The 18,813-nt window shown below is 69.4% G+C and carries 18 protein-coding genes; 12 read left to right on the top strand and 6 right to left on the bottom strand.

Features of this window, described 5'->3' with window-relative positions:
• Positions 1–138 precede the first annotated feature (138 nt).
• The 4 genes from ispG to ACREEF_RS04445 all read left to right on the top strand — a co-directional run bounded on the left by ispG (position 139) and on the right by ACREEF_RS04445 (position 2,799).
• Positions 139–1,296, top strand: coding sequence for a flavodoxin-dependent (E)-4-hydroxy-3-methylbut-2-enyl-diphosphate synthase (gene ispG, locus ACREEF_RS04460; protein WP_431564403.1), 1,158 nt, complete (start codon positions 139–141; stop codon positions 1,294–1,296).
• A 28-nt stretch (positions 1,297–1,324) separates the two neighbouring features.
• The gene (locus ACREEF_RS04455; RefSeq protein ID WP_431564402.1) at positions 1,325–1,573 is read left to right on the top strand and encodes a putative hemolysin; all 249 of its coding nucleotides are present in this window, start codon (positions 1,325–1,327) and stop codon (positions 1,571–1,573) included.
• Between the two features lie 13 nt (positions 1,574–1,586).
• Positions 1,587–2,183, top strand: a complete 597-nt coding sequence (locus ACREEF_RS04450) for a glutathione S-transferase N-terminal domain-containing protein (RefSeq protein ID WP_431564401.1) — start codon at positions 1,587–1,589, stop codon at positions 2,181–2,183.
• Between the two features lie 118 nt (positions 2,184–2,301).
• On the top strand, positions 2,302–2,799 hold the full coding sequence (locus ACREEF_RS04445; protein WP_431564400.1) for a translation initiation factor 2: 498 nt from the start codon (positions 2,302–2,304) through the stop codon (positions 2,797–2,799).
• A 58-nt stretch (positions 2,800–2,857) separates the two neighbouring features.
• Here ACREEF_RS04445 and ACREEF_RS04440 read toward each other — a convergent pair whose 3' ends face one another.
• Together ACREEF_RS04440 and ACREEF_RS04435 are read right to left on the bottom strand one after the other, a co-directional pair.
• Positions 2,858–3,640, bottom strand: a complete 783-nt coding sequence (locus tag ACREEF_RS04440) for a sulfite exporter TauE/SafE family protein (RefSeq protein ID WP_431564399.1) — start codon at positions 3,638–3,640, stop codon at positions 2,858–2,860.
• Positions 3,641–3,716: 76 nt separating this feature from the next.
• Positions 3,717–4,334: a response regulator gene (locus ACREEF_RS04435; protein WP_431564398.1), complete on the bottom strand. Its 618-nt coding sequence runs from the start codon at positions 4,332–4,334 to the stop codon at positions 3,717–3,719.
• A 188-nt stretch (positions 4,335–4,522) separates the two neighbouring features.
• Between ACREEF_RS04435 and prfA the strand changes: the two genes are divergently transcribed.
• On the top strand, positions 4,523–5,590 hold the full coding sequence (gene prfA / locus ACREEF_RS04430; protein WP_431564397.1) for a peptide chain release factor 1: 1,068 nt from the start codon (positions 4,523–4,525) through the stop codon (positions 5,588–5,590).
• Between the two features lie 3 nt (positions 5,591–5,593).
• Here the strand turns inward: prfA and ACREEF_RS04425 are convergent, their stop codons facing one another.
• Positions 5,594–6,778, bottom strand: a complete 1,185-nt coding sequence (locus ACREEF_RS04425) for a YihY/virulence factor BrkB family protein (protein ID WP_431564396.1) — start codon at positions 6,776–6,778, stop codon at positions 5,594–5,596.
• A 135-nt stretch (positions 6,779–6,913) separates the two neighbouring features.
• Between ACREEF_RS04425 and prmC the strand changes: the two genes are divergently transcribed.
• From prmC to ACREEF_RS04405, 4 genes are all read left to right on the top strand, one after another.
• On the top strand, positions 6,914–7,810 hold the full coding sequence (gene prmC / locus ACREEF_RS04420) for a peptide chain release factor N(5)-glutamine methyltransferase (protein WP_431564395.1): 897 nt from the start codon (positions 6,914–6,916) through the stop codon (positions 7,808–7,810).
• Between the two features lie 281 nt (positions 7,811–8,091).
• Positions 8,092–9,039, top strand: coding sequence for a DUF4167 domain-containing protein (locus ACREEF_RS04415; protein ID WP_431564394.1), 948 nt, complete (start codon positions 8,092–8,094; stop codon positions 9,037–9,039).
• A gap of 82 nt (positions 9,040–9,121) precedes the next feature.
• Complete coding sequence (locus ACREEF_RS04410; protein ID WP_431564393.1) at positions 9,122–10,468, top strand: hybrid sensor histidine kinase/response regulator; 1,347 nt, start codon at positions 9,122–9,124, stop codon at positions 10,466–10,468.
• 108 nt (positions 10,469–10,576) lie between these two features.
• Positions 10,577–11,263 carry a DUF4893 domain-containing protein gene (locus tag ACREEF_RS04405; protein WP_431564392.1) on the top strand — a complete coding sequence of 229 codons (687 nt, stop codon included), beginning with the start codon at positions 10,577–10,579 and terminating at the stop codon, positions 11,261–11,263.
• A gap of 18 nt (positions 11,264–11,281) precedes the next feature.
• Here the strand turns inward: ACREEF_RS04405 and ACREEF_RS04400 are convergent, their stop codons facing one another.
• Positions 11,282–12,505, bottom strand: coding sequence for a hypothetical protein (locus ACREEF_RS04400; RefSeq protein ID WP_431564391.1), 1,224 nt, complete (start codon positions 12,503–12,505; stop codon positions 11,282–11,284).
• A gap of 133 nt (positions 12,506–12,638) precedes the next feature.
• Here ACREEF_RS04400 and ACREEF_RS04395 point away from each other — a divergent pair, with 133 nt between their 5' ends.
• Entirely contained in the window at positions 12,639–13,043 is a 405-nt protein-coding gene (locus ACREEF_RS04395; protein WP_431564390.1) for a hypothetical protein, read from the top strand.
• Here ACREEF_RS04395 and ACREEF_RS04390 read toward each other — a convergent pair.
• Positions 13,040–13,876, bottom strand: coding sequence for a LysR family transcriptional regulator (locus ACREEF_RS04390; protein ID WP_431564407.1), 837 nt, complete (start codon positions 13,874–13,876; stop codon positions 13,040–13,042). The two genes, ACREEF_RS04395 and ACREEF_RS04390, sit on opposite strands and share 4 nt — an antisense overlap.
• 148 nt (positions 13,877–14,024) lie before the next feature.
• On the opposite strand from ACREEF_RS04390, the gene ACREEF_RS04385 reads away from it, so the two are divergent.
• Complete coding sequence (locus tag ACREEF_RS04385; RefSeq protein ID WP_431564389.1) at positions 14,025–14,531, top strand: cupin domain-containing protein; 507 nt, start codon at positions 14,025–14,027, stop codon at positions 14,529–14,531.
• Between the two features lie 22 nt (positions 14,532–14,553).
• Here the strand turns inward: ACREEF_RS04385 and ACREEF_RS04380 are convergent, their stop codons facing one another.
• Positions 14,554–16,206, bottom strand: coding sequence for a serine hydrolase (locus ACREEF_RS04380; protein ID WP_431564388.1), 1,653 nt, complete (start codon positions 16,204–16,206; stop codon positions 14,554–14,556).
• 186 nt (positions 16,207–16,392) lie between these two features.
• Between ACREEF_RS04380 and ACREEF_RS04375 the strand changes: the two genes are divergently transcribed.
• Positions 16,393–18,681 (top strand): TonB-dependent receptor domain-containing protein, encoded by a 2,289-nt coding sequence (locus ACREEF_RS04375; RefSeq protein WP_431564387.1) that lies wholly within the window; start codon positions 16,393–16,395, stop codon positions 18,679–18,681.
• Positions 18,682–18,813 lie beyond the last annotated feature (132 nt).

Genomic DNA, 18,813 nt, shown 5'->3' with positions numbered 1-18,813 from the left:
CCGCCGCCCTGGCCGCCGCGCCGGCCCCCGTGGTTCCCGCCCCCGTCGCCTCCGCGCCGCGCCCGGCGGGGTGAATCGTCGCGGACCCCGGCTGATGTCGTGGTTTTGCCGTCGTTCCTCGCCTATGTTCCCCGCGACATGAGCGATCACAGTTCCGAACTCGGCCACATCCGTCCCTGGCGCCACATCGAGCGCCGCAAGAGCCGCCAGATCATGGTCGGCTCGGTGCCCGTGGGCGGCGACGCCCCGATCAGCGTCCAGTCGATGACCAATACGCCGACGACCGACGCGGCGGCGACGCTGGAGCAGATCCGTCAGCTGGAGGAGGCCGGGGCCGACATCGTCCGCGTCTCCTGCCCGGACGAGGAGTCGACAGCGGCCTTCAGGACCATCGCGCGCGAAGCCCGCGTGCCGCTCGTGGCCGACATCCACTTCCACTACAAACGCGGCATCGAGGCCGCCCAGGCGGGCGCCGCCTGCCTGCGCATCAACCCCGGCAACATCGGCTCGATCGACCGGGTCAAGGAGGTCGTCCAGGCCGCCCGCGACCACGGCTGCTCCATGCGGATCGGCGTCAACGCCGGGTCGCTGGAAAAGGAGCTGCTGGAGAAGTACGGCGAGCCCTGCCCTGATGCGATGGTGGAAAGCGCGCTGAACCACGCCCGCATCCTGCAGGACCTCGATTTCCACGAGTTCAAGATCTCGGTGAAGGCGTCCGACCCCTTCCTGACGGTCGCCGCCTATCAACAGCTGGCCGAGGCCATCGACTGCCCGCTGCACCTGGGCGTGACCGAGGCCGGTCCCCTGCGCACCGGCACCATCAAGTCGGCCATCGGCATGGGCTCCATGCTGTGGGCCGGCATCGGCGACACCATCCGCGTCTCCCTGGCCGCCGACCCGGTCGAGGAGATCAAGGTCGGCTTCGACATCCTGAAATCTCTGGGCCTGCGTCACCGGGGGGTGAACATCATCGCCTGCCCGTCCTGCGCGCGTCAGGGCTTCAACGTCATCGAGACGGTGGCCATCCTGGAAGAGAAGCTGGCCCACGTCTCGACGGCCATGTCGCTGTCGATCATCGGCTGCGTCGTCAACGGCCCAGGCGAGGCCCTCTACACCGACGTCGGCTTCACCGGCGGCGGCAAGGGCGCGGGCATGGTCTATCTGAACGGCAAGATCGCCGGCAAACAGGCCAATGAGGGCATGATCGACCACATCGTCGAGCTGGTCGAGCAGAAGGCCGCCGAGCTTGACGCCGCTCGCGCTGCGGCTGAGGCTTCCCGTCACGCCGCCGAATAGGCGCACGGCCACAGGGAGAGGGTGCTTCATGGTTCGATTATTCGTCGTTGGGGCGGTCGCCGCCTTGGCTTTGGTCGCCGCCTGCGCTCCGCAGGAGGCGCTGCGTCCGACCATCGGCATGGCCAATCCCGCCTCCGTCTCCTGCATCGACAAGGGCGGCCGGAGCGAGATTCGTTCGACCTCTGCCGGTCAGATCGGCGTCTGCCGCTTCGCCGACGGGCGCGAATGCGAGGAATGGACCCTGCACCGCGACAACCGTTGCGTTCGACCTGACTGACCCTGGAGCCGACTTGAAACTCTACATCACCGCCCCGTCGCCCTTCGCGCGCAAGGTCCGCATCGTCGCCCGTGAAAAGGGCCTGTCCGAGCGGATCGAGGAGATCGCGGTCGATCCCTACGCCAACGCCCCCGAACTGCTAGCGACCAATCCGGTGGTTCAGGTCCCGACCCTGGTGGCCGAGGACGGCCTGCCGATCAACGACAGTCCGGTCATCTGCGAGTATCTGGACGCCATGGGCGCCGGTCCCCGCCTGCTGCCCGCCGAGGGGGCTGAGCGGCTGCGCGTGCGGCGTCTGGAGACCCTGGGCAACGCCGCGCTGGAGATGGGCGTCAAGCTGGTGCTGGAGAAGCGCCGTCCCGAGCACGAGCGGTCCCCGACCTGGATTTCGCGCTGGACCCTCAACATGGGCCGCGCCCTGGACGCCCTGGAAGCCGCCGCGCCGGATGCGGACCATCTCGACATGGGGGTGCTGACGGCCGGGGTCGCCGTCAGCTGGATCGGCTTCCGCCACCCTGACTACGACTGGAAGACCGGCCGTCCCAACCTCGTGGCGCTTCAGGCGGCGCTGGAGCAAAGGCCCAGTTTCCAGGCGACCGCGCCCGCCTGAGCGTCTGTCGCGGACAGGGGGCGATGTCACGTCCGCGTGATTGACGGCCTAACGTTGTGATGCCAAAAGGCGGGCAGGTCCGCCGGGGGGGCGGAGCCGTTTCCTTTTAGGGATCACCATGATTTCCAAACGTCATGCGCGCCTGGCCGTGCAAGCCCTGGCGCTCGCCGGACTGAGCGTCAGCCTGCCGGCCTGCGCCACCATCACGCGCGGCACCAGCCAGACCTTCACCGTGGAAAGCACGCCGCCCGGCGCCCGCGTTTCGACGTCGAACGGCTTCCAGTGCGACGCCACGCCCTGCACCTTCCGTATGCCGCGCAAGGACCCGTTCCGCGCGACGGTCTCGCTGGACGGCTATATGACCCAGGAGCATGAGATCGCCAGCAACTACGCCGGCGCCGGCGCCGCCGGGTTCGCCGGCAACGTCCTGGTGGGCGGCGTCATCGGCATGGCCGTCGACGGCAGTTCGGGCGCCATGAAGGATCTGACGCCGAACCCGCTGGTGGTCGAAATGCTGACCCCGGCGCAGCACGAAGCTGCGGCGCGTGAAGAGGCCGCTCGCGCCCGGACCGCCGCCGCTGCCGCCGCCGCTGCTGCGGCCACGCCGCAAAACTAACCGGGCCGCCGTAGGCGATAGGGGGGCGGGACGGGCGCTGGCCGGTCCCGCCCTTTTCCTATTTGCCGATCAGCCCGGCCAGTTGTGCGCCCTGGAAGGCGGCGAGGCACAGCAGCAGGAAGCCGACCGCATAGGTCAGAGGCTTGCGCGGGACCTTCTTGAGGATCAGTCCGGCGAAGGGCGCCGCGATCAGGCCGCCGACCACCAGGCCGCCGACGGCGGCGGCGTGGTTCTCCAGCGCCCCCGCCTCTTTCCAATGGCCCGTCACCAGCGCCCAGACAAAGGTGGCCGAGATGGCGAGGGTCAGGAAGAATTCGGCGGTGTTGACCGTGCCGATGGCCTTGCGCGGATCATGGCCGGCGCCGACCATGGTCGAGGAGACGGTCGCGCCCCAGCCGCCGCCGCCAACGGCGTCGAGAAAGCCGCCGACCACGCCGACCGGCGCGGTGATCCAGGCGGGCAGGTGGCGATGCGGGATGTCATGGCCGGCCCGCCACAGGATCCAGACGCCGACCAGGGCCAGATAGCCGATGATGAAGGGCTTGATGATCGCGCTGTCGATCCCGGTCAGGACATAGGCGCCCAACACCCCGCCGATCACCCCGGCGATCGCCAGCGGCAGAAATAGCCGCCACTCGACATTCCGGTGCCAGGCGTGGCTGCCGGCCGAGGCGGCGGTGGTGAAGACCTCGGCGGCGTGAACGCTGGCGGAGGCGACGGCCGGCGGCACGCCCAGGGCGAGCAGCACCGAGGACGAGATCGCGCCGTAAGCCATGCCCAGGGCGCCGTCGACCGCTTGGGCCAGAACGCCGACCAGCAGAAACAGGAAAAAGGTGTCCATTCAGCCCCCAAGCCTCATCAGACGCAGGTCGCGGCCCCCATGGCAATGGCTGGACCGCGCCTTGGTTGCGCGCCGATCAGCTGGCGGGCTCCAACCGCGCCAGGGCGTCGAGCACGTCGCGGCCGGTATAGGGCTTGATCACCATGGCCGCGGCCAGCTCGGCGTTGGCCGCGGCAGCGCTGACGTCGCCGGACAGGAAGACGACCGGCACGCCCCAGCGCGCCTTCAGGCTGCGGGCCAGGTCGACGCCGGTGGCCTCGCCCGACAGATGGATGTCCAGCAGGGCGACGTCGATGGGGTGAAGCGCGGTCGCCGCCTCGGCGGCCTCGGCGCTGTGAAAGGGGCCGACGATGCGGTGCCCGGCGGCGTCCAGCGCCTCGGTCAGGGCGGCGGCGGCCTCGGCGTCGTCCTCGACCAGAAGAATGGTCCGGGGGACAACTGCGGCGGCTTGCGGGGAGGCGGAAGAGGTCTCTGCCGGAGCCTGGCGCACCAGGACGGCGCGCACATAGGGCCAAAGCTCGACGGCGGGGCAGTCGGCGTCCAGGTCGAAGACCTTGGCCAGGGCCTTCAGCTCGCTTTCGGCCTCGCGCTCGAGCGCCGCTCCGGGTTGACCCAGCAGCCGGTCGTAGAGGGCGCAAAGCCGCGCCACATCGCCGTCCGCGCCGACGCTCGAAACCGCTTTGCCATCGAACATGCCTGTCTCCGTTCTTGTTTCAGCTCCTGTCGAGCTAGGCGGTTTGCCGCGGCGAAGGAACCGCCCTGACGGGCTTGTGACGGCTGTTCACAATCGCTCCATCGGCGCGTGTTCGGGCCTTTTGATCGACAGGGGGCGGTCCGGCGGGTAAGGCTCCGCGCTCGAATTTTCCTTCAAAGGACGCTCCCTTGCGACTGCCCCAGGCCCGGCTCGATCAGGTGCTCGACCGCTTCCATCAGGTGGAGGCGCGCATGGGTGCGGCTTCCGACGGGGCCGAGATCGTGCGCCTGTCGAAAGAGCACGCCGAGCTGAAGCCGGTGGCCGATGCGGTGCAGGCCCTGGCCCGCGCCCGCGCCGAGGTCGAGGACCTGCAATCCATGGCCGCCGACCCGGAAATGGCCGCCATGGTCGCCGACGAACTGGACGTCCTGAACGAACGCCTGCCCGAGCTGGAGCGCGAGGTCGCCCTGCTGCTGGCCCCGCGCGACGCCGACGAAAACGCCTCGGCCGTGCTGGAAGTGCGCGCCGGCACCGGTGGAGACGAGGCGGCCCTGTTCGCCGGCGACCTGTTCCGCATGTATTCGCGCTACGCCTCCACGCGCGGCTGGCGGGTCGAGATCGACAGCATCGCCGAGGGCGACGCCGGCGGCTACAAGGAGATCGTGGCCACGGTGACGGGCGAGGGGGTCTTCGGCCGCCTCAAGTTCGAATCCGGCGTCCACCGCGTCCAGCGCGTGCCGGCCACCGAGGCGCAAGGGCGCATCCACACCTCGGCCGCCACCGTCGCCGTCCTGCCCGAGGTTGAGGACGTTGAGATCGAGATCCGCGACCAGGACATCCGCATCGACACCTTCCGCGCCTCCGGCTCGGGCGGCCAGCACGTCAACAAGACCGATTCGGCCGTGCGCATCACCCACCTGCCCACCGGCATCGTGGTGACCTCGTCGGAGAAGTCGCAGCACGTCAACCGCGACAAGGCGATGAAGAACCTGCGCGTGCGCCTCTACGACATGCAGCGTCAGGCCAAGGACGCCGCCCGTTCCGACGCGCGCAAGTCGCAGGTCGGCTCGGGCGACCGGTCGGAGCGCATCCGCACCTATAACTTCCCTCAGGGCCGGGTGACCGATCACCGCATCGGCCTGACCCTGCACAGCCTGCCGCAGATTCTGGAAGGCGATATCGACCCGATGCTGAACGCCCTGATCGCCGAGGATCAGGCCGCCCGCCTGGCCGATCTGGAAGCCGAGTTCAGCTAGGCCTCAGCGGCGCCGGATGCGCCGCCTCAGCACCCGGTCGCCTAACGCCTCGGCATATTTCAGGGTGAAGGCCAGGGCCGCTGGATTGCCCCGGCGCGGGCCGACCGAATCCGCCATCACCGCGCCGCGTTCGCCGATGGGCCGGGGCGCGCCCGTGGTGGTGTCCAGCGCCGTCTGATGCTCGATCTCGGCGTTCAGCCGGGCGCCCATCAGGATGACCTGCACCGAAATCCAGGTCCACAGCAGAAAGCCCATGGCCGCCGCCAGCGGACCGTAGGAATCCACCCGGACGAAGTTGCTCAGGAACCAGCTGAACAAGAAGGACACCAGCAGGCTCAGGCTCGCGGCGAACACCGCGCCCGGCGTCAGCCAGCGCCAGCGCGCCCGCGCCCGACTCGGTCCGTAGCGATAGATCAGGGCCAGCGCCCCGACATAGCCGAGGAAGAGCAGCGGCCAGCGCAAGGGCGCCAGATGCGCCCATTCGTCTTCAAGACCCAATACCGCCAGCACCACCGGCACGCCGACCACCAGACCTGCGCTCAGCAGCACCGCCAGCAAGGCCGTGACCGTGAAGCCCATGCACAGCAGGTTGTAGGCGACGATGTGGCGCCGTTCGACCTCGTGATAGGCGAGGTTCAGCCCGTAAAAGAGGGTCTTCACCCCGCCGTTGGCCGCGAACAGCGACAGGGCCAGGGTCCAGACCAGGGTGAAGGTCAACTGGCCGGTCGAGCCGCCCGCCAGCCGCTGCATCTCGGCCCCCAGGAACTGGGCCACGTTCGACGGCAGCACCTCATAGAGGAAGCTCAGGCGCCCCCAGGCGTCGGCCGGATCGGCGAACAGGCCGTAGATGGTGACGAAGGCGCCGAGCGTCGGGAACAGGGCCAGCAGCATGAAGAAGGTCACGCCCCCGGCGACGAAGCCGACCCGGTCGCCGAAATAGCCCATCGCCGTGCGCCATATGATGTCGACCCAGCCCTTGCGCGGAATGTGCGCCGGATGCCGGGCCAGCCGCCCGCGTCCCGGCTCTTCGGCGTCATAGTCCTCGGGCGTCGGCTCGCGCGGTTCCAGGGGCAGGGGGCGTTTGGGTCGCAGTTCGACGCCGAACCGATGCCCCTGGGTATGGAGCAGGTGCGCCGCTGTGGCCCCCGCCGCCAGCCCGCCCGCCGCGGCGCCGATCAAGCGCCACACGCCGCCTCCGCGCTCTCGCGGGGTCCGTTTCACAAGAGTCTGCATCCCCATCCGCCCCTCAACGGTCACGCTCGCCCCATGTTCCACATCGGGTTCCGTCTTGAAATCGCCCGCCGCAAGCGCCAATCAGCCCCTATGTCCGATCACGCCCCCGCCGCCCCGACCCTGCTCTCCGCCTGGAAGGGCGCGCAAGGCCAGTTGAAAGCCGCCGGCATCGACAGTCCGTCGATCGACGCCCGCCTGCTTTTGGAGGCCGCGACCGGCGCGGGCCGCGTCGACATCCTGACCGACCCCTACCGCGTCATCGAGGCCGACAAGTTCGCGGCCCTGGAGGTCATGATCGCGCGCCGCCTGAAGCGCGAACCCGTGTCGCGCATCCTGGGCAAGAAGGGCTTCTGGAAGATCATGCTGAACGTCACGCCCGACGTGCTCAGCCCGCGCCCGGACACCGAGACCCTGCTGGACGTCATCGTCCGCGCCTTTTCGCCCCAGCGGGCCTTCGACTTCATCGACCTGGGCACCGGCTCGGGCGCCATCCTCTTGGCCACCCTGGTCGAGCGGCCGGGCGCGCGCGGCGTCGGCACCGACATCTCGACCGAGGCCATCGCCGTGGCGCGCGAAAACGCCGCCAACCTGGACCTGAACGGCCGCTGCACCTTCATCCGCACCGAATGGGCCACCGGGTTCGCCGACGACAGCTTCGACCTGGTGGTGTCCAACCCGCCCTATATCCCGACCGGGGACATCGCCGGACTGGACCCGGAGGTGCGCGAGCACGATCCGCATCTGGCGCTGGACGGCGGCCCGGACGGCCTTCAGCCCTACCGCGACCTGGCCCCCGAGATCGCCCGCATCCTGCGCCCGGAAGGCGTCTTCGCCGTCGAGATCGGCTGGGACCAGGGGACGGCGGTCAAGGCTCTGTTCGAAGCGGCGGGCTTTACCGGCGTCAAGGTGGTCAAGGATCTGGGCGACCGCGACCGCGTCGTCACCAATGGGCCGGACCCGCGCGTCGACCCCATCCCCGAGGCCTGATGCGGGCCGAAAGGGCCGCGCAACAAAAGCCTTGGAAACGACGCCATCGCGCGCTAAGTCGTTTCTTGTCTCCCACTCAAACGCATCCTTTTCGGGCAGGTTTGCTCGCTCAAGCGCGTCTGGGCCAGTGACGGTCGGGCCGGTCGGTCCGGCGGACCACAGGGCGGCGAACGGTTTTCCGAGCACATCGATACGGGGATTGGCCCCGACCGAACGGAACGACGAACTGGGTCCTGCCCGTCCTTAACCGACGGCGGCCCGCACCAGCACGGTAAGCTCCGATGAGAGATTTCAAGGGCATGAAGCGTCAGCGCGGACGCAACCGGAAGCCCGGCAGCGGCGGGGGCAACAACGCCAACGCCACCAATCCGAACCGGTCGTGGGACTCGCAAGGCCCTGAGAACATCAAGGTCCGGGGCAACGCCCAGACTGTCTACGAACGCTATATGCAGCTGGCGCGCGACGCCTCGGCCGCCGGCGACCGCGTGCTGGCCGAGAACTACACCCAGCACGCCGAACACTATTTCCGCGTCCTGCGCGCCCTGCAGCCGCAGCGTCCGGTCAGCGAGATCGCCCAGCGCGAACTGGCCGGCCAGGGCTTCGACATCGACTTCGAGGACGAGTCGGGCGCCCAGGCCGCCGCCATCATCGCCGCCGCCGCCGCCGAGCAGCAGAAGGCCGAGGACGACGCTCGCCGTCAGGCCGAGCGCGCCGAACGTGAGGCAAACCGCGACCGCGACTACAACCGGGATCGGGACAACAACCGCGACCGGGATCGCGAGCCCCGCGACAACGATCGCGAACCCCGCGCCGAGGGCGAGGCCCGTGAAGGCGGCCGTCGCGAGACCCGCCGCGAACGCTGGGAGCGCCGCCGCGAGGAACGCAACCGTCGCTTCGAGGCCGGCGAGGCCACGCCCGAGGACGAAGCCCGCGCCGCGGCCGAGGCCGAGTACGCCGCCGAAGCGCCTGCTGAAGAGGCTGCCGTTCCGGTCGCCGAGACCGAAGAGGTTCGTCCCGCCCGCGCCCCGCGCCGTCCGCGCGCCGAACGCACGCCGCTCGCCGACGTCCCGGCTGAAGGCGAAGTCAGCGACGGCATGGGCCTGCCCGGCTTCCTGACCCGTCCGTCCGCGCCGTCCTCGGACGAAGCGGAGGCGTCGTCGGAAGATGCGCCGGCCCCCAAGCGTCGTGCGCCGCGCCGCAAGGTCGAGCCGGCCGCCGACGAGGGCTGATCGGCGGCGCGCAACTTTAGCGCGCATATTTACATAACCGCAATCTATAGGCGTCACTCTCGAGGCATCGGAGGGACGTGCGATGGAACTCGTTCTGGTGGTGGTCGCCCTGGCCTTGTCCGGCTGCTGGGCGGGATTGCGTCTCGCGGTGAAGGCCAAGCGCGAGACGGCGACCCTGCGGCGGCTCAACGGCGCCCTGGAAGCCCGCGCCGAGCAGCGCGCCCGCGACCTTCAGACGGCCTTGGCCGTCGCCGAGGCCCAGGCCGCCCAGGTCGAGGCGGCGCACCGCGCCAAGACCGACTTCCTGGCCAGCATGAGCCACGAACTGCGTACGCCCCTGAACGCGGTCATCGGTTTTTCCGACCTGATGCGGATGAACGAGGCTCAGGAGCCCCTGACCCATCGCCAGCATCAAGCGGTCGAACAGATCCGCACCGCCGGCGCCCGGCTGCTGACCCTGGTCGATGAAGTGCTGAACCTGGCCGACATTGAGGGCGGCCGTCTGGCGACCGCCGTTGAGCGGGTCGATCCGCTTCTGGTCGCGCGTCAGGTCTGCGAGAGCCTTCGCCCCATGGCCAAGGCGGCGCGGGTGGAGCTGCGCGAGCCGCCGCGGGTCTCGGGGCTGGCCGCCCTGGCCGACCGCGAAGGCCTGCGTCAGGTTCTGACCGCCCTGATCGCCAACGCCGTCAAATACAACCGGCGCGGCGGCGCGGTCCTGATCGAGGCGCGCCAGTCGGTCGAGGGCGTCAGCCTCAGCGTGCTCGACACCGGCCCCGGCCTTCCGCCAGAGCGGATGGGCGACCTGTTCGAACCCTTCAATCGCCTGGGCCGCGAAGCCTCGGACGTGCCCGGCGCGGGCGTCGGCCTGGCGGTGGCGCGCCGTCTGATCCAGGCCATGGGCGGGCGGCTGGAAGCCGAGAGCCGCGAAGGCGAGGGGGCGGTCTTCACCGTCCATCTTCCGGTCGCCGTGGCCCAGCCCCGCGCCGTGGTCGCCTCCTCCGTGCCGGCGATGAGCCTGCCCGAGGCGACCCTGCTCTACGTCGAGGACAACCCCTCCAACATCGCCCTGATGCGCCATGTCGTCCTGGCCCTGGGCCGGATTCAGCTGCACGTCGCCGAGACGGGGCCGGAGGGCCTGACCCTGGCCCGCGACCTGCGGCCCGACGTCGTCATCCTCGACATCAACCTGCCCGGCATGAACGGGTTCGAGGTCAAGGCGAGGCTGGACGAGGAGCCGCTGACGCGCGGCCTGCCGGTCCTGGCCCTGTCCGCCAGCGCCACCCCCGCCGACATCCGCCGCGGGCGCGAGGCGGGCTTCCTCGAATACCTGACCAAGCCGCTGCAGATTCCGGCTCTGGCCGAGGCCCTGTCCCGGGCGCTGACGGCGGAGGCCGCGCCGCCGCCCCCGGCGATCGGGAGCGCGGCCTGACGCACGGGGCGCGACGGCCCGTCTCCTGTCGCGCGCATGGGGTTGACGCGAGGCGCGCGGAGGGTTTCCTAGCCGTGGGGCTTTTCGACCCTGTGCTAGGGAGCGTCCATGTCCCGTTCGTCGACCCGCTTTTCGCGCTCAAGGGCGCTTGTTCCCGGCGCCCTGGCGGTCGGGTTGCTGGCGGCCTGCGCGACCCCGCCGCCGCCGCCGCCCGCTGTTCCGACGACGACCGGCGGCGCCGTGCTGCGCGACTGGCGCGGCGTCGTCACCGCCGCTGACCGTGACCGTTATCAGCGCCGCGACGCCGCCTGGACCCTGGCTTTGCAGCAGGCCCGCCGTCAGCCCGGATCGGGAAGCCTGTCCGGCCTCGGCGACCTGATTGATCCGGACGCGGCCCGATCCCCGGTCGCGCCGCCGGTCGGCGACTATCGCTGTCGCACCGTCAAACTGGGATCCCAGGGGGGCGAGGACGGGCTGGGCTATGTCGTCTACGGTTGGTTCGCCTGCCGCATCGAGCGGACCCCCGCCGGGCTGAAATTCTCCAAACTGACCGGGTCGCAGCGTCCCGGCGGTCTGCTCTTCCCCGAGAACGACCGGCACATGGTCTTCCTCGGCTCCATGGCGCTCGCGTCCGAGCCCGCCGCCGGCTCCTATGGCCAGCGGCCCGACCGCGACATGGCGGCCGTGCTTGAGCGCATCGGCGAGCGCCGCTGGCGGTTGGTCATCCCCTGGCCAGCCAATGAGTCCAATCTCGACCTGATCGAACTGGTCCCGGCCGCGTCGACCCGACGCTGACCTGACGCTGACGGGCGATCAGGCCGCCTGATACTCCGGGTGGCGGCGCCAGTGCTTGATCAGGATGTTGCCATAGGTCCCCAGCGCCGGCAGCGGGTCCAGCGGATCGAAGATGGCATGGGTGCACTGGACGGCGTCGACCCCGATCTGGGTCAGCCGTCGCAGGGCCTCGCCCGGCGCCACCTGGCCGCGCTTGAACTGCTTGCCCAGCAAGGTCAGGTCGCCCTTGGTCCAGACGTAGCGAACCCCGCGCCGATAGACGGCCCAGGGATCGGCCGGCGCGGCGATCGGCTGATCGGTCGCCAGCTTCAGCCCCCAGACGCTGTGCGGCAGGCCCGCGCATTCGGAAATCCGCCCCAGGCTGACGCGGGGGTTGAGCTCCATGAAGGTGACGGCGCCGGTTGTCGGACAGACGATGAACTGGGCGCAGCCGGTCGAGGAATAGTCGAGGTGGGCGACCAGCCTCTCGACCCCCTCGCGGACCAGAGGGGTCGGCTCCACCGTCACGCCATAGGTGGTGTAGCCGGTGCCGTCGTATTCATGGGTGCGCGCCGCCTTGATCTCGACCGCGCCCAGCAGCCGCCCGCGGTCGGCGCTGAAGATGACGCTGTGGCGCGGGCCGGTGACGTATGTCTGGACGATCAGCTCGGGGTGGATCTCCGGCCAGTGCGGCACGGCGGCGGCCAGCTGCGCCTCGTTCTCGATGATCAGCGCCTTGCGGCCGAACAGCTCCGCGTCGACCACGGCGGGCTTGACGATCAGGGGATAGCCGATGGCCGTGGCGGCGGCGAACAGGCTCTCCATGTCGCGCACTCGTCGATAGGGCGCCAGGGCGACGCCCAGGGCCTCGCAGATCTCGAACATCCGCGTCTTGTTCATGCAGGTCTCGACCGTGTCGGCCTCCGGCATGATCAGCCGGCCGCGCGCCTCGAAGGCGGCCCGGTGGCGGGTGATGAAGCGCGAGCCCGCCTCGCTGACCGGCTGGATGACGTCGACGCCGTTGCGGTCCAGCCAGCCCAGGATGACCGGCAGGGCCTCGTCCGTGCCCGGCTCCAGCGGCGAATGGCGGAACGACGCCGTCACATGGCGCGACCATTCCAGATAGTTGCTGGACGTCGACACCCCGGCGAAGACCTTGTGCCCGGCCTGGCTCAGCGCCTTGGCGACCGGAAAGGCCATGCGGGCGTCGCCGACCAGAAGCGCGCGCAGGGAAGACAGCTGAGAACGGTGTTCGACGATCATTGCGGCTGACTAGGCCGCTCAAGTTACGCGGTAAATCGAATACGCCTGTGGCGTGATGTCGCTGGCCCGCGCTTGACCGCGACCGGGCGCGGCGTCCACCCTGACAGTCGTTCAGATTTCAGGGGAGGCGCGGATGCGCGGCGTGGGTTTCACTATCGGTTCGGTCATCGCCATCGGCGTCCTGGTCGCCGTCGTCCTGATCGGCTTCCCGACCTACAACGTCTATTCCAAGCAGATGGCGGGCAAGGCGGCCTATGAGGAGGCGGTGCAGAACCGCCGCATCCGCGTGCTGGAGGCCCAGGCCGCCCTGGACTCGGCCAAGCTGACCGCCGCGGCCGAGATCGAACGCGCCAAGGGCGCCAACGAGGCCAACCGCATCATGGCCCAGGCTCTCGGCGGTCCCGAAAACTACCTGCGCTGGTCCTACATCAATATGCTGCAGGAAACCGCCGGCAAGGAAGGCCGCCAGACCATCTACATCCCCACCGAGGCCGGAATGCCCATCCTAGAAGCCGGCCGGGTCCAGGCGGGGCGTTAAAGCCCTCCTTCGTGCGGACGCTCGCCATAGCGCTTTAGCTCCAGCGCCAGATCACGGAAGGCCGTCAGGCAACGAGGCGTTCGCGCCAGGTCCTCATGCATGGCCAGCCAGACTTCAATGCGAGGCTGGAAGTCCTGCGGCAAGACGCGGGTCAGGCCTTGGGCCAGAGGAGCGTGACAGACGCCGACGCCGCATCCGGCGCGGATGGCGCCTAGCTGGGCCATGTCGCTGTCGCTGCGAAAGCGGAACTGTTCGCGTGACAAGGGGCGACCGGCGAACTGCAGCACCCGAGTGTAGTCCCGCGCGGTGTCGAATCCGATCAGATCATGATCGGCCAGCTCTTCAGGCGTGAGAGGAGCGGGGCGACGGGCCAGATAGGCGGGATGGGCGAACAGGCCCAGTTCCACCTCCAGGACCTTACGGATCAGCAGGCCGTCCTGTTGGGGGCGCGTCATCCGCACGGCGATGTCGGCGTCGCGGCGAAGCAGGTCCTCCGCCTGGTTGGAGACCGAGACCTCGAACGCCAAGGCAGGACGACGCGATCCGATCCGTTGCAGGACGCCGGGCAGGACTTCGGCGGCCACGACTTCGCTGCAGGACAACCGGACCGCGCCGGCCGCCTCCATTCCTTCGCCTACGGCGGCTCGACGCAAGGCTTCTCCGGCGGTTTCCATGGCCTGGGCCTGGTCCCGCAGGGCCTCGCCCTCCGGCGTCGGCGTCAGGCCTTCGGGCGCACGGGTGAACAGGGCGTAGCCCAAGGCGCTTTCCAGGGCGGCGATGCGTCGTCCGAGCGTCGGCTGACTGACCTGCAGGGCTCGCGCCGCCGCGGTCAGGGTGCCTGAGAACGGCGGCGAAGGCGCGGAACTGCATCCAATCCGGGGAGGTCATTCAAAACTGAATGACGGCTGCTCGGATTCGTTCAATTCCTTTCTGGCGGCGCGGGATTAAATCGCCGGATCCAGACGCCACAGGAAACCTGCCATGTCGCCCCGCATCGTCAATCTCAACACAGTCGCCGTCGCCCCTTTGCCGCCGGGCGCGGCGCCTGAAGGACACGCGGCCGAGGTCTATCAGCCCCAGGTCGCCATGTTGGGCAGGATGCTGGGCGCGGAAAAGCTCGGCTACAACCTGATCGAGTTGGCGCCGGGCAAGCGCGGCTTCCCTTTCCATAGCCATCGCACCAACGAGGAGGTCTTCGTCATCCTGTCGGGCGAGGGGGAGATCCGTCTGGGCGCCGACCGACGCGGCGTCAGGGCCGGAGACCTGATCGCGGCGCTCGCCGGCGGGCCGGAAACAGCGCATCAGATCACCAATACCGGCGCGGTCCCCCTGCGCTACCTGGCCCTCAGCACGTGCGAGACGCCGGATGTCGTCGAGTATCCGGACACGGGCCGGTTCCGGGTGATGGACGTTCCGCGCCTGGGCGACGACGGCTTCGACGTCATCCAGGCTCGGGGATCGTCCCTGGGCTATTGGGACGTCGATTAAATCAGCCGCGCCTTGAGGCGGGTCAGACCCGCGTCAGTCGCAGGTCCTGATAGTCGTAGGAAAAGTCGATGTCCGGCGAGACGCCCTTGACCGTGGCGGTCGCCGGCTTGGCCGTGGCGATGCTGAAGGTGATGAAGGCGTCTTCCTCGCGCTTGTCGGGGAAGCGGGTGCGGAAGGTCTCGCCGTCATAGGGCTCCAGCCAGCCCTTCAGCGCGGGGGTGTGGGCGAAGGCCAGCCACAGGCCGCTCTTGCGATTGCGGCCACGCCCCTCGGTCTTCTGTTCGATGACGATGTCGCCGTACCAGGGATCGCGCCAGGTCCCGACATAGGCGTCCAGCGGCATGGACGGGGCCGCGCCCGCCGCCTGTTTGGCGTTGATCTCGACGGCGGCGGCGACGGACTTGGCGTTGTTTTCGCCCTGGGTTTTCACCCCGTCGGCGACCCAGTCGAAGTCGGCCTTGTTCATCAGGATGTCGGCGATCCCTGAGCGCAGGGCGCGCAGCAGCAGGCTTTCCTCGGCATTGGTGAAGACCGAGAAGCCCGTCTTGCGGCCCGGCAGCAGGACCGTGCCCGAGATGAAGCCGGGCGCTCCGCCGCCGTGCGTCACCATCCGCTCGCCGCGATAGTCCTGAACCTGCCAGCCCAGGGCGTAGGTCGAGGCGATGGCGCGGCCGGGCAGGGCGCCGGTCGGCCCCGCCGAAGAGGAGACGATGATGTTGGGCTTCCACATCTCGCGGCCCGCAGCCTCGGAGAACAGGCGCGTGCCGTCGGGCAGAAGGCCGCCGTTCAGCTGGACCGAGATCCATTTGGCCCAGTCGACCGGCGTGGTGCAGACCCCGCCCGCCGCCGCCGCCGAATCCCAGTTCCACACCGAGGCGATGTCCTCGGCCAGCACCGTCATCGCGCCCTGATAGCGCAGCGGCGGTCCGACCCGGCCGTGCGGCAGGGCGGATTTGGCGGGGTCGGCCAGACGGGCCAGGGGCACGGTCTCGCTCATCCCCAGCCGGTCGAGAATCCGCGTCTGGATGAAGTCCTCCCAGGCCATGCCCGAGACCTTGGCCAGCACCTCGCCCGCCACCACGAACATCAGGTTGCAATAGTGGTAGTTGGCGCGGAACCCGTCTTCGATCGGCACGAAGGGCACGGCGGCCATGACCTGTTCGCGGGTCCGGTCGCTGTTGGGCCAGAACAGCAGGTCGCCGGCCCCCAGGCCGAACCCGGCGCGGTGGCTCAGCGTATCGCGCACCGTGATCCGCTCGCCGATCACCGGATCGGACAGGGTGAAGCCGGGCAGGTAGGTCTTGACCGGTTCATCCCATTTCACCTTGCCCTCGTCGACCAGGATGGCCAGGGCGGCGGCGGTCATCGCCTTGGTGTTGGAGGCCACGGCGAACAGGGTGTGTTCGTCTACGCGCCGGGCCTCGCCCTTCTTTCGCACGCCGTAGCCGCGCGTCAGGATCGGCTTGCCGCCGCGCACCACCCCGACCGAGACGGCGGGCTGGTCGGGAAAGCCGGCCATGGCCTTCTTCACCCAGGCGTCCACCGCCGCCACGATCTCCTCGTCGCTGCGCGTGTCGCTCGCCGTCTGGGCCCAGCCGGTCGCGGGCAGGGCGGACCCGGCCGAAACGGCGGCGGACGAAATCAGCGCCGCGCGGCGCGACAGGCGGATGGACATGGGCAAGCTCCGGCAAACAGAACGGCGACGCTAGCGCCGCCGGTGCTCCGGGCCAAGGGGCGCGGCGGCCATGTCCGGTCACAGACCCGCCATCCTGATGAAGAAGATGTAACTGAGGTATGCGGCGGCTCGCTGATAGTGGCACCGGCTGAAGGACATTGAGGGATGTCCGCGGGGAACGGGACCATGTCGCAACACAAGCTTATGCCGCTGCTCGGCGCGGTTCTGGCTCTGCCGGCCGGCGCAGTCCTGGCCCAGACGCCGCCTGCGTCGCCTGCATCGCCTCCGGCGGCGGCTCAACAGGCCCAGACGCCCCCGGCCCGGCCCGCGCCCCAGGAAAACGGGGACAAGGAGGAGGCCGCCACGGTGGGCGACGTCGTCGTCACCGCCCGCGCCAACGACGTGCGGACCTCGATCGATTCCATCAGCTACAGCCTTGCTGACGACCTTCAGGCCGCGAACGGCACCCTGGCCGAAGCCCTGCGCAACGTCCCGTCCGTCGATGTCGACCCCCAGGGCAATGTCTCCCTGCGCGGCGACGGCAATGTCACCATCCTGGTCGACGGCCGCCCCTCGGCCATTCTGTCAGGCCCGAACCGCGCCGACGCCATCCTGCAATTGCCCGCCGACCGCTATGCGCGGATCGAGGTCATGACCAACCCCTCGGCCGCCTACAGTCCCGAGGGTTCCGGCGGGGTCATCAACCTGATCACCAAGCCGGTCCCGGTCGCCGCCGCGGGCGCGCCCGGCGCTCCGGCGACGACCACCACCACCGGATCCGTTCGGGTCAATGTCGGCGACAACGGGCGCTGGAACGTTGGGGCCAGCGGCTCGCGCCAGCGCGGCAAGCTGACCCTGACCGGCGACGTCAGCTATCGCTACGACGACCAGACCTTCTCCTTCGAGCGCCTGCGCGAACAGCTGGACCCGACCGGGGCCGTGACCTCCCGGACCAACACGGTGCAGGATAGCGAGTCCAGCCAGAAGGGCGCGTTCGGGCGGGTCGCCGTCGAGTATCGCCTGACGGACAAGACGATGGTAACCGGCGAACTGCGCGGCAATCGCTTCGAGGTCGAAGGCGCGGCGCGGGGCCTGTTCGAGACCCGCAACGCGGCGGGCCAGATCACCAGCGCCTTCACCCGCGACGGCGAAAACGGCTTCGCCATGGACGGCTGGGGCGCCACCGCCCGGGTGCTGCATCAGTTCGACACCTCGGGCCATGAGTGGTCCAACGAGCTGCGCTATGACCGCAACGACCACGAAAACACGTTCCTGATCGCCAACGTCTTCGCCACGCCGACGACGCCGACCCTGTACGAGCAGCAGAGGAACCTGAGCGCGCAGGAGACGATCGGCTTCACCAGCGCCTACACCCGGCCGATGGACGACGGGTCCAAGCTGCGCGCCGGCTATGAGCTGAGCCTCAGCCGCCCGGATCAGGACACTACGCTGTGCCGGGGCCCGTCCGAAGCGGCCCTGGCCCCCGTGCCTGGACTGAGCAACCGCTTCGAGGCCGAGCAGACCGTTCACGCCCTCTACACCACTTATGAGCGCCCGTTCGGCGAGAAGCTGTCGGCCCAGTTCGGCCTGCGCCTCGAACAGGCGGAGGTCGAGATCGAGGACGTCACCAACGCCGTCCGCGCGTCGCAGGACTATTTCCGCGCCTATCCGACCGGCCACGTCCAGTACAAGCTGACCGACACGCAGACGCTGCGCGCCAGCTATTCGCGTCGCATCCAGCGGCCGCAGCCGACCCAGCTGAACCCCTTCGTCGCCTACAGCGATCCGCTGAACCTGCGCTCGGGCAATCCGGATCTGGAGCCGCAGGAGACGGACGGCTTCGAGGCCATGTGGCAGATGCGGCGCGGCCAGAGCTTCTATCAGGCCACCGCCTATTTCCGCGACACGACCAAGGCCTTCACCGACGTGGCCACGGACATCGGCGGCGGCGTGCTGCTGACCCGGCCCGAGAACCTGGGCGCGCGGCGCGACCTAGGCGTCGAGCTGACCGCCAGCGGCCGTCTGCATCCGACCCTGCGCTACAACGCCAGCGTCAACGCCTTCCGCCAGGAGCTCGACGCCGCCGGCATTCCGGGCGGCCGCGATCGAGAGGGCGAGATGCTGACCGGCCGTCTCAGCCTCAACTGGCAGGCCACGCCGAAGGACTTCGTCCAGATCATGGGCTTCTGGCAGGGCGATCAGCTGCTGGCCCAAGGCGAGCGCGAGAGCGGCGGGATGGTGAACCTCGGCTATCGCAGGAAGCTGAACGACAGCCTGTCGCTGCAGTTCACCGCGCGCGACATCCTCAACTCCTTCGGCGGCGCCACCACCTACGACACGCCCCAGTTCCGCGAGCGGATCGACCAGGACATCGACCTGCGCGCCTTCTACCTGGGCCTGACCTGGTCGTTCGGCGGCGGTCCGCGCCGGCAGGAGCCCCAGTTCGACTTCTCCACCGGCCCCACCGGCGGCTGAGGTCTTCTCCATAGCCTTTCATGACGCCCGTCGCCGATCCAGCGGCGGGCGTTTTGGCTTCGGCCCTTGCGTGTCTCATCGGCCACACCCACCTCGGTTTGACACAACTCAAGGCGTCGCTTCGCAGAAGGG

The sequence above is a fragment of the Brevundimonas sp. genome, from assembly GCF_050729455.1.
Lineage (GTDB): Bacteria > Pseudomonadota > Alphaproteobacteria > Caulobacterales > Caulobacteraceae > Brevundimonas.
This window is presented reverse-complemented; position numbering and strand designations above follow the sequence as displayed.

Coding starts and splice junctions, on each gene's coding strand:
- ACREEF_RS04445 (WP_431564400.1), top strand. CDS start 2,302: ATGATTTCCAAACGTCATGCGCGCCTGGCCGTGCAAGCCCTGGCGCTC.
- ACREEF_RS04405 (WP_431564392.1), top strand. CDS start 10,577: ATGTCCCGTTCGTCGACCCGCTTTTCGCGCTCAAGGGCGCTTGTTCCC.
- ACREEF_RS04385 (WP_431564389.1), top strand. CDS start 14,025: ATGTCGCCCCGCATCGTCAATCTCAACACAGTCGCCGTCGCCCCTTTG.
- ACREEF_RS04400 (WP_431564391.1), bottom strand. CDS start 12,505: ATGATCGTCGAACACCGTTCTCAGCTGTCTTCCCTGCGCGCGCTTCTG.
- ACREEF_RS04440 (WP_431564399.1), bottom strand. CDS start 3,640: ATGGACACCTTTTTCCTGTTTCTGCTGGTCGGCGTTCTGGCCCAAGCG.
- prmC (WP_431564395.1), top strand. CDS start 6,914: ATGTCCGATCACGCCCCCGCCGCCCCGACCCTGCTCTCCGCCTGGAAG.
- ACREEF_RS04410 (WP_431564393.1), top strand. CDS start 9,122: ATGGAACTCGTTCTGGTGGTGGTCGCCCTGGCCTTGTCCGGCTGCTGG.
- ACREEF_RS04380 (WP_431564388.1), bottom strand. CDS start 16,206: ATGTCCATCCGCCTGTCGCGCCGCGCGGCGCTGATTTCGTCCGCCGCC.
- ACREEF_RS04375 (WP_431564387.1), top strand. CDS start 16,393: ATGTCGCAACACAAGCTTATGCCGCTGCTCGGCGCGGTTCTGGCTCTG.
- ACREEF_RS04435 (WP_431564398.1), bottom strand. CDS start 4,334: ATGTTCGATGGCAAAGCGGTTTCGAGCGTCGGCGCGGACGGCGATGTG.
- ACREEF_RS04395 (WP_431564390.1), top strand. CDS start 12,639: ATGCGCGGCGTGGGTTTCACTATCGGTTCGGTCATCGCCATCGGCGTC.
- ACREEF_RS04415 (WP_431564394.1), top strand. CDS start 8,092: ATGAGAGATTTCAAGGGCATGAAGCGTCAGCGCGGACGCAACCGGAAG.
- ACREEF_RS04455 (WP_431564402.1), top strand. CDS start 1,325: ATGGTTCGATTATTCGTCGTTGGGGCGGTCGCCGCCTTGGCTTTGGTC.
- ispG (WP_431564403.1), top strand. CDS start 139: ATGAGCGATCACAGTTCCGAACTCGGCCACATCCGTCCCTGGCGCCAC.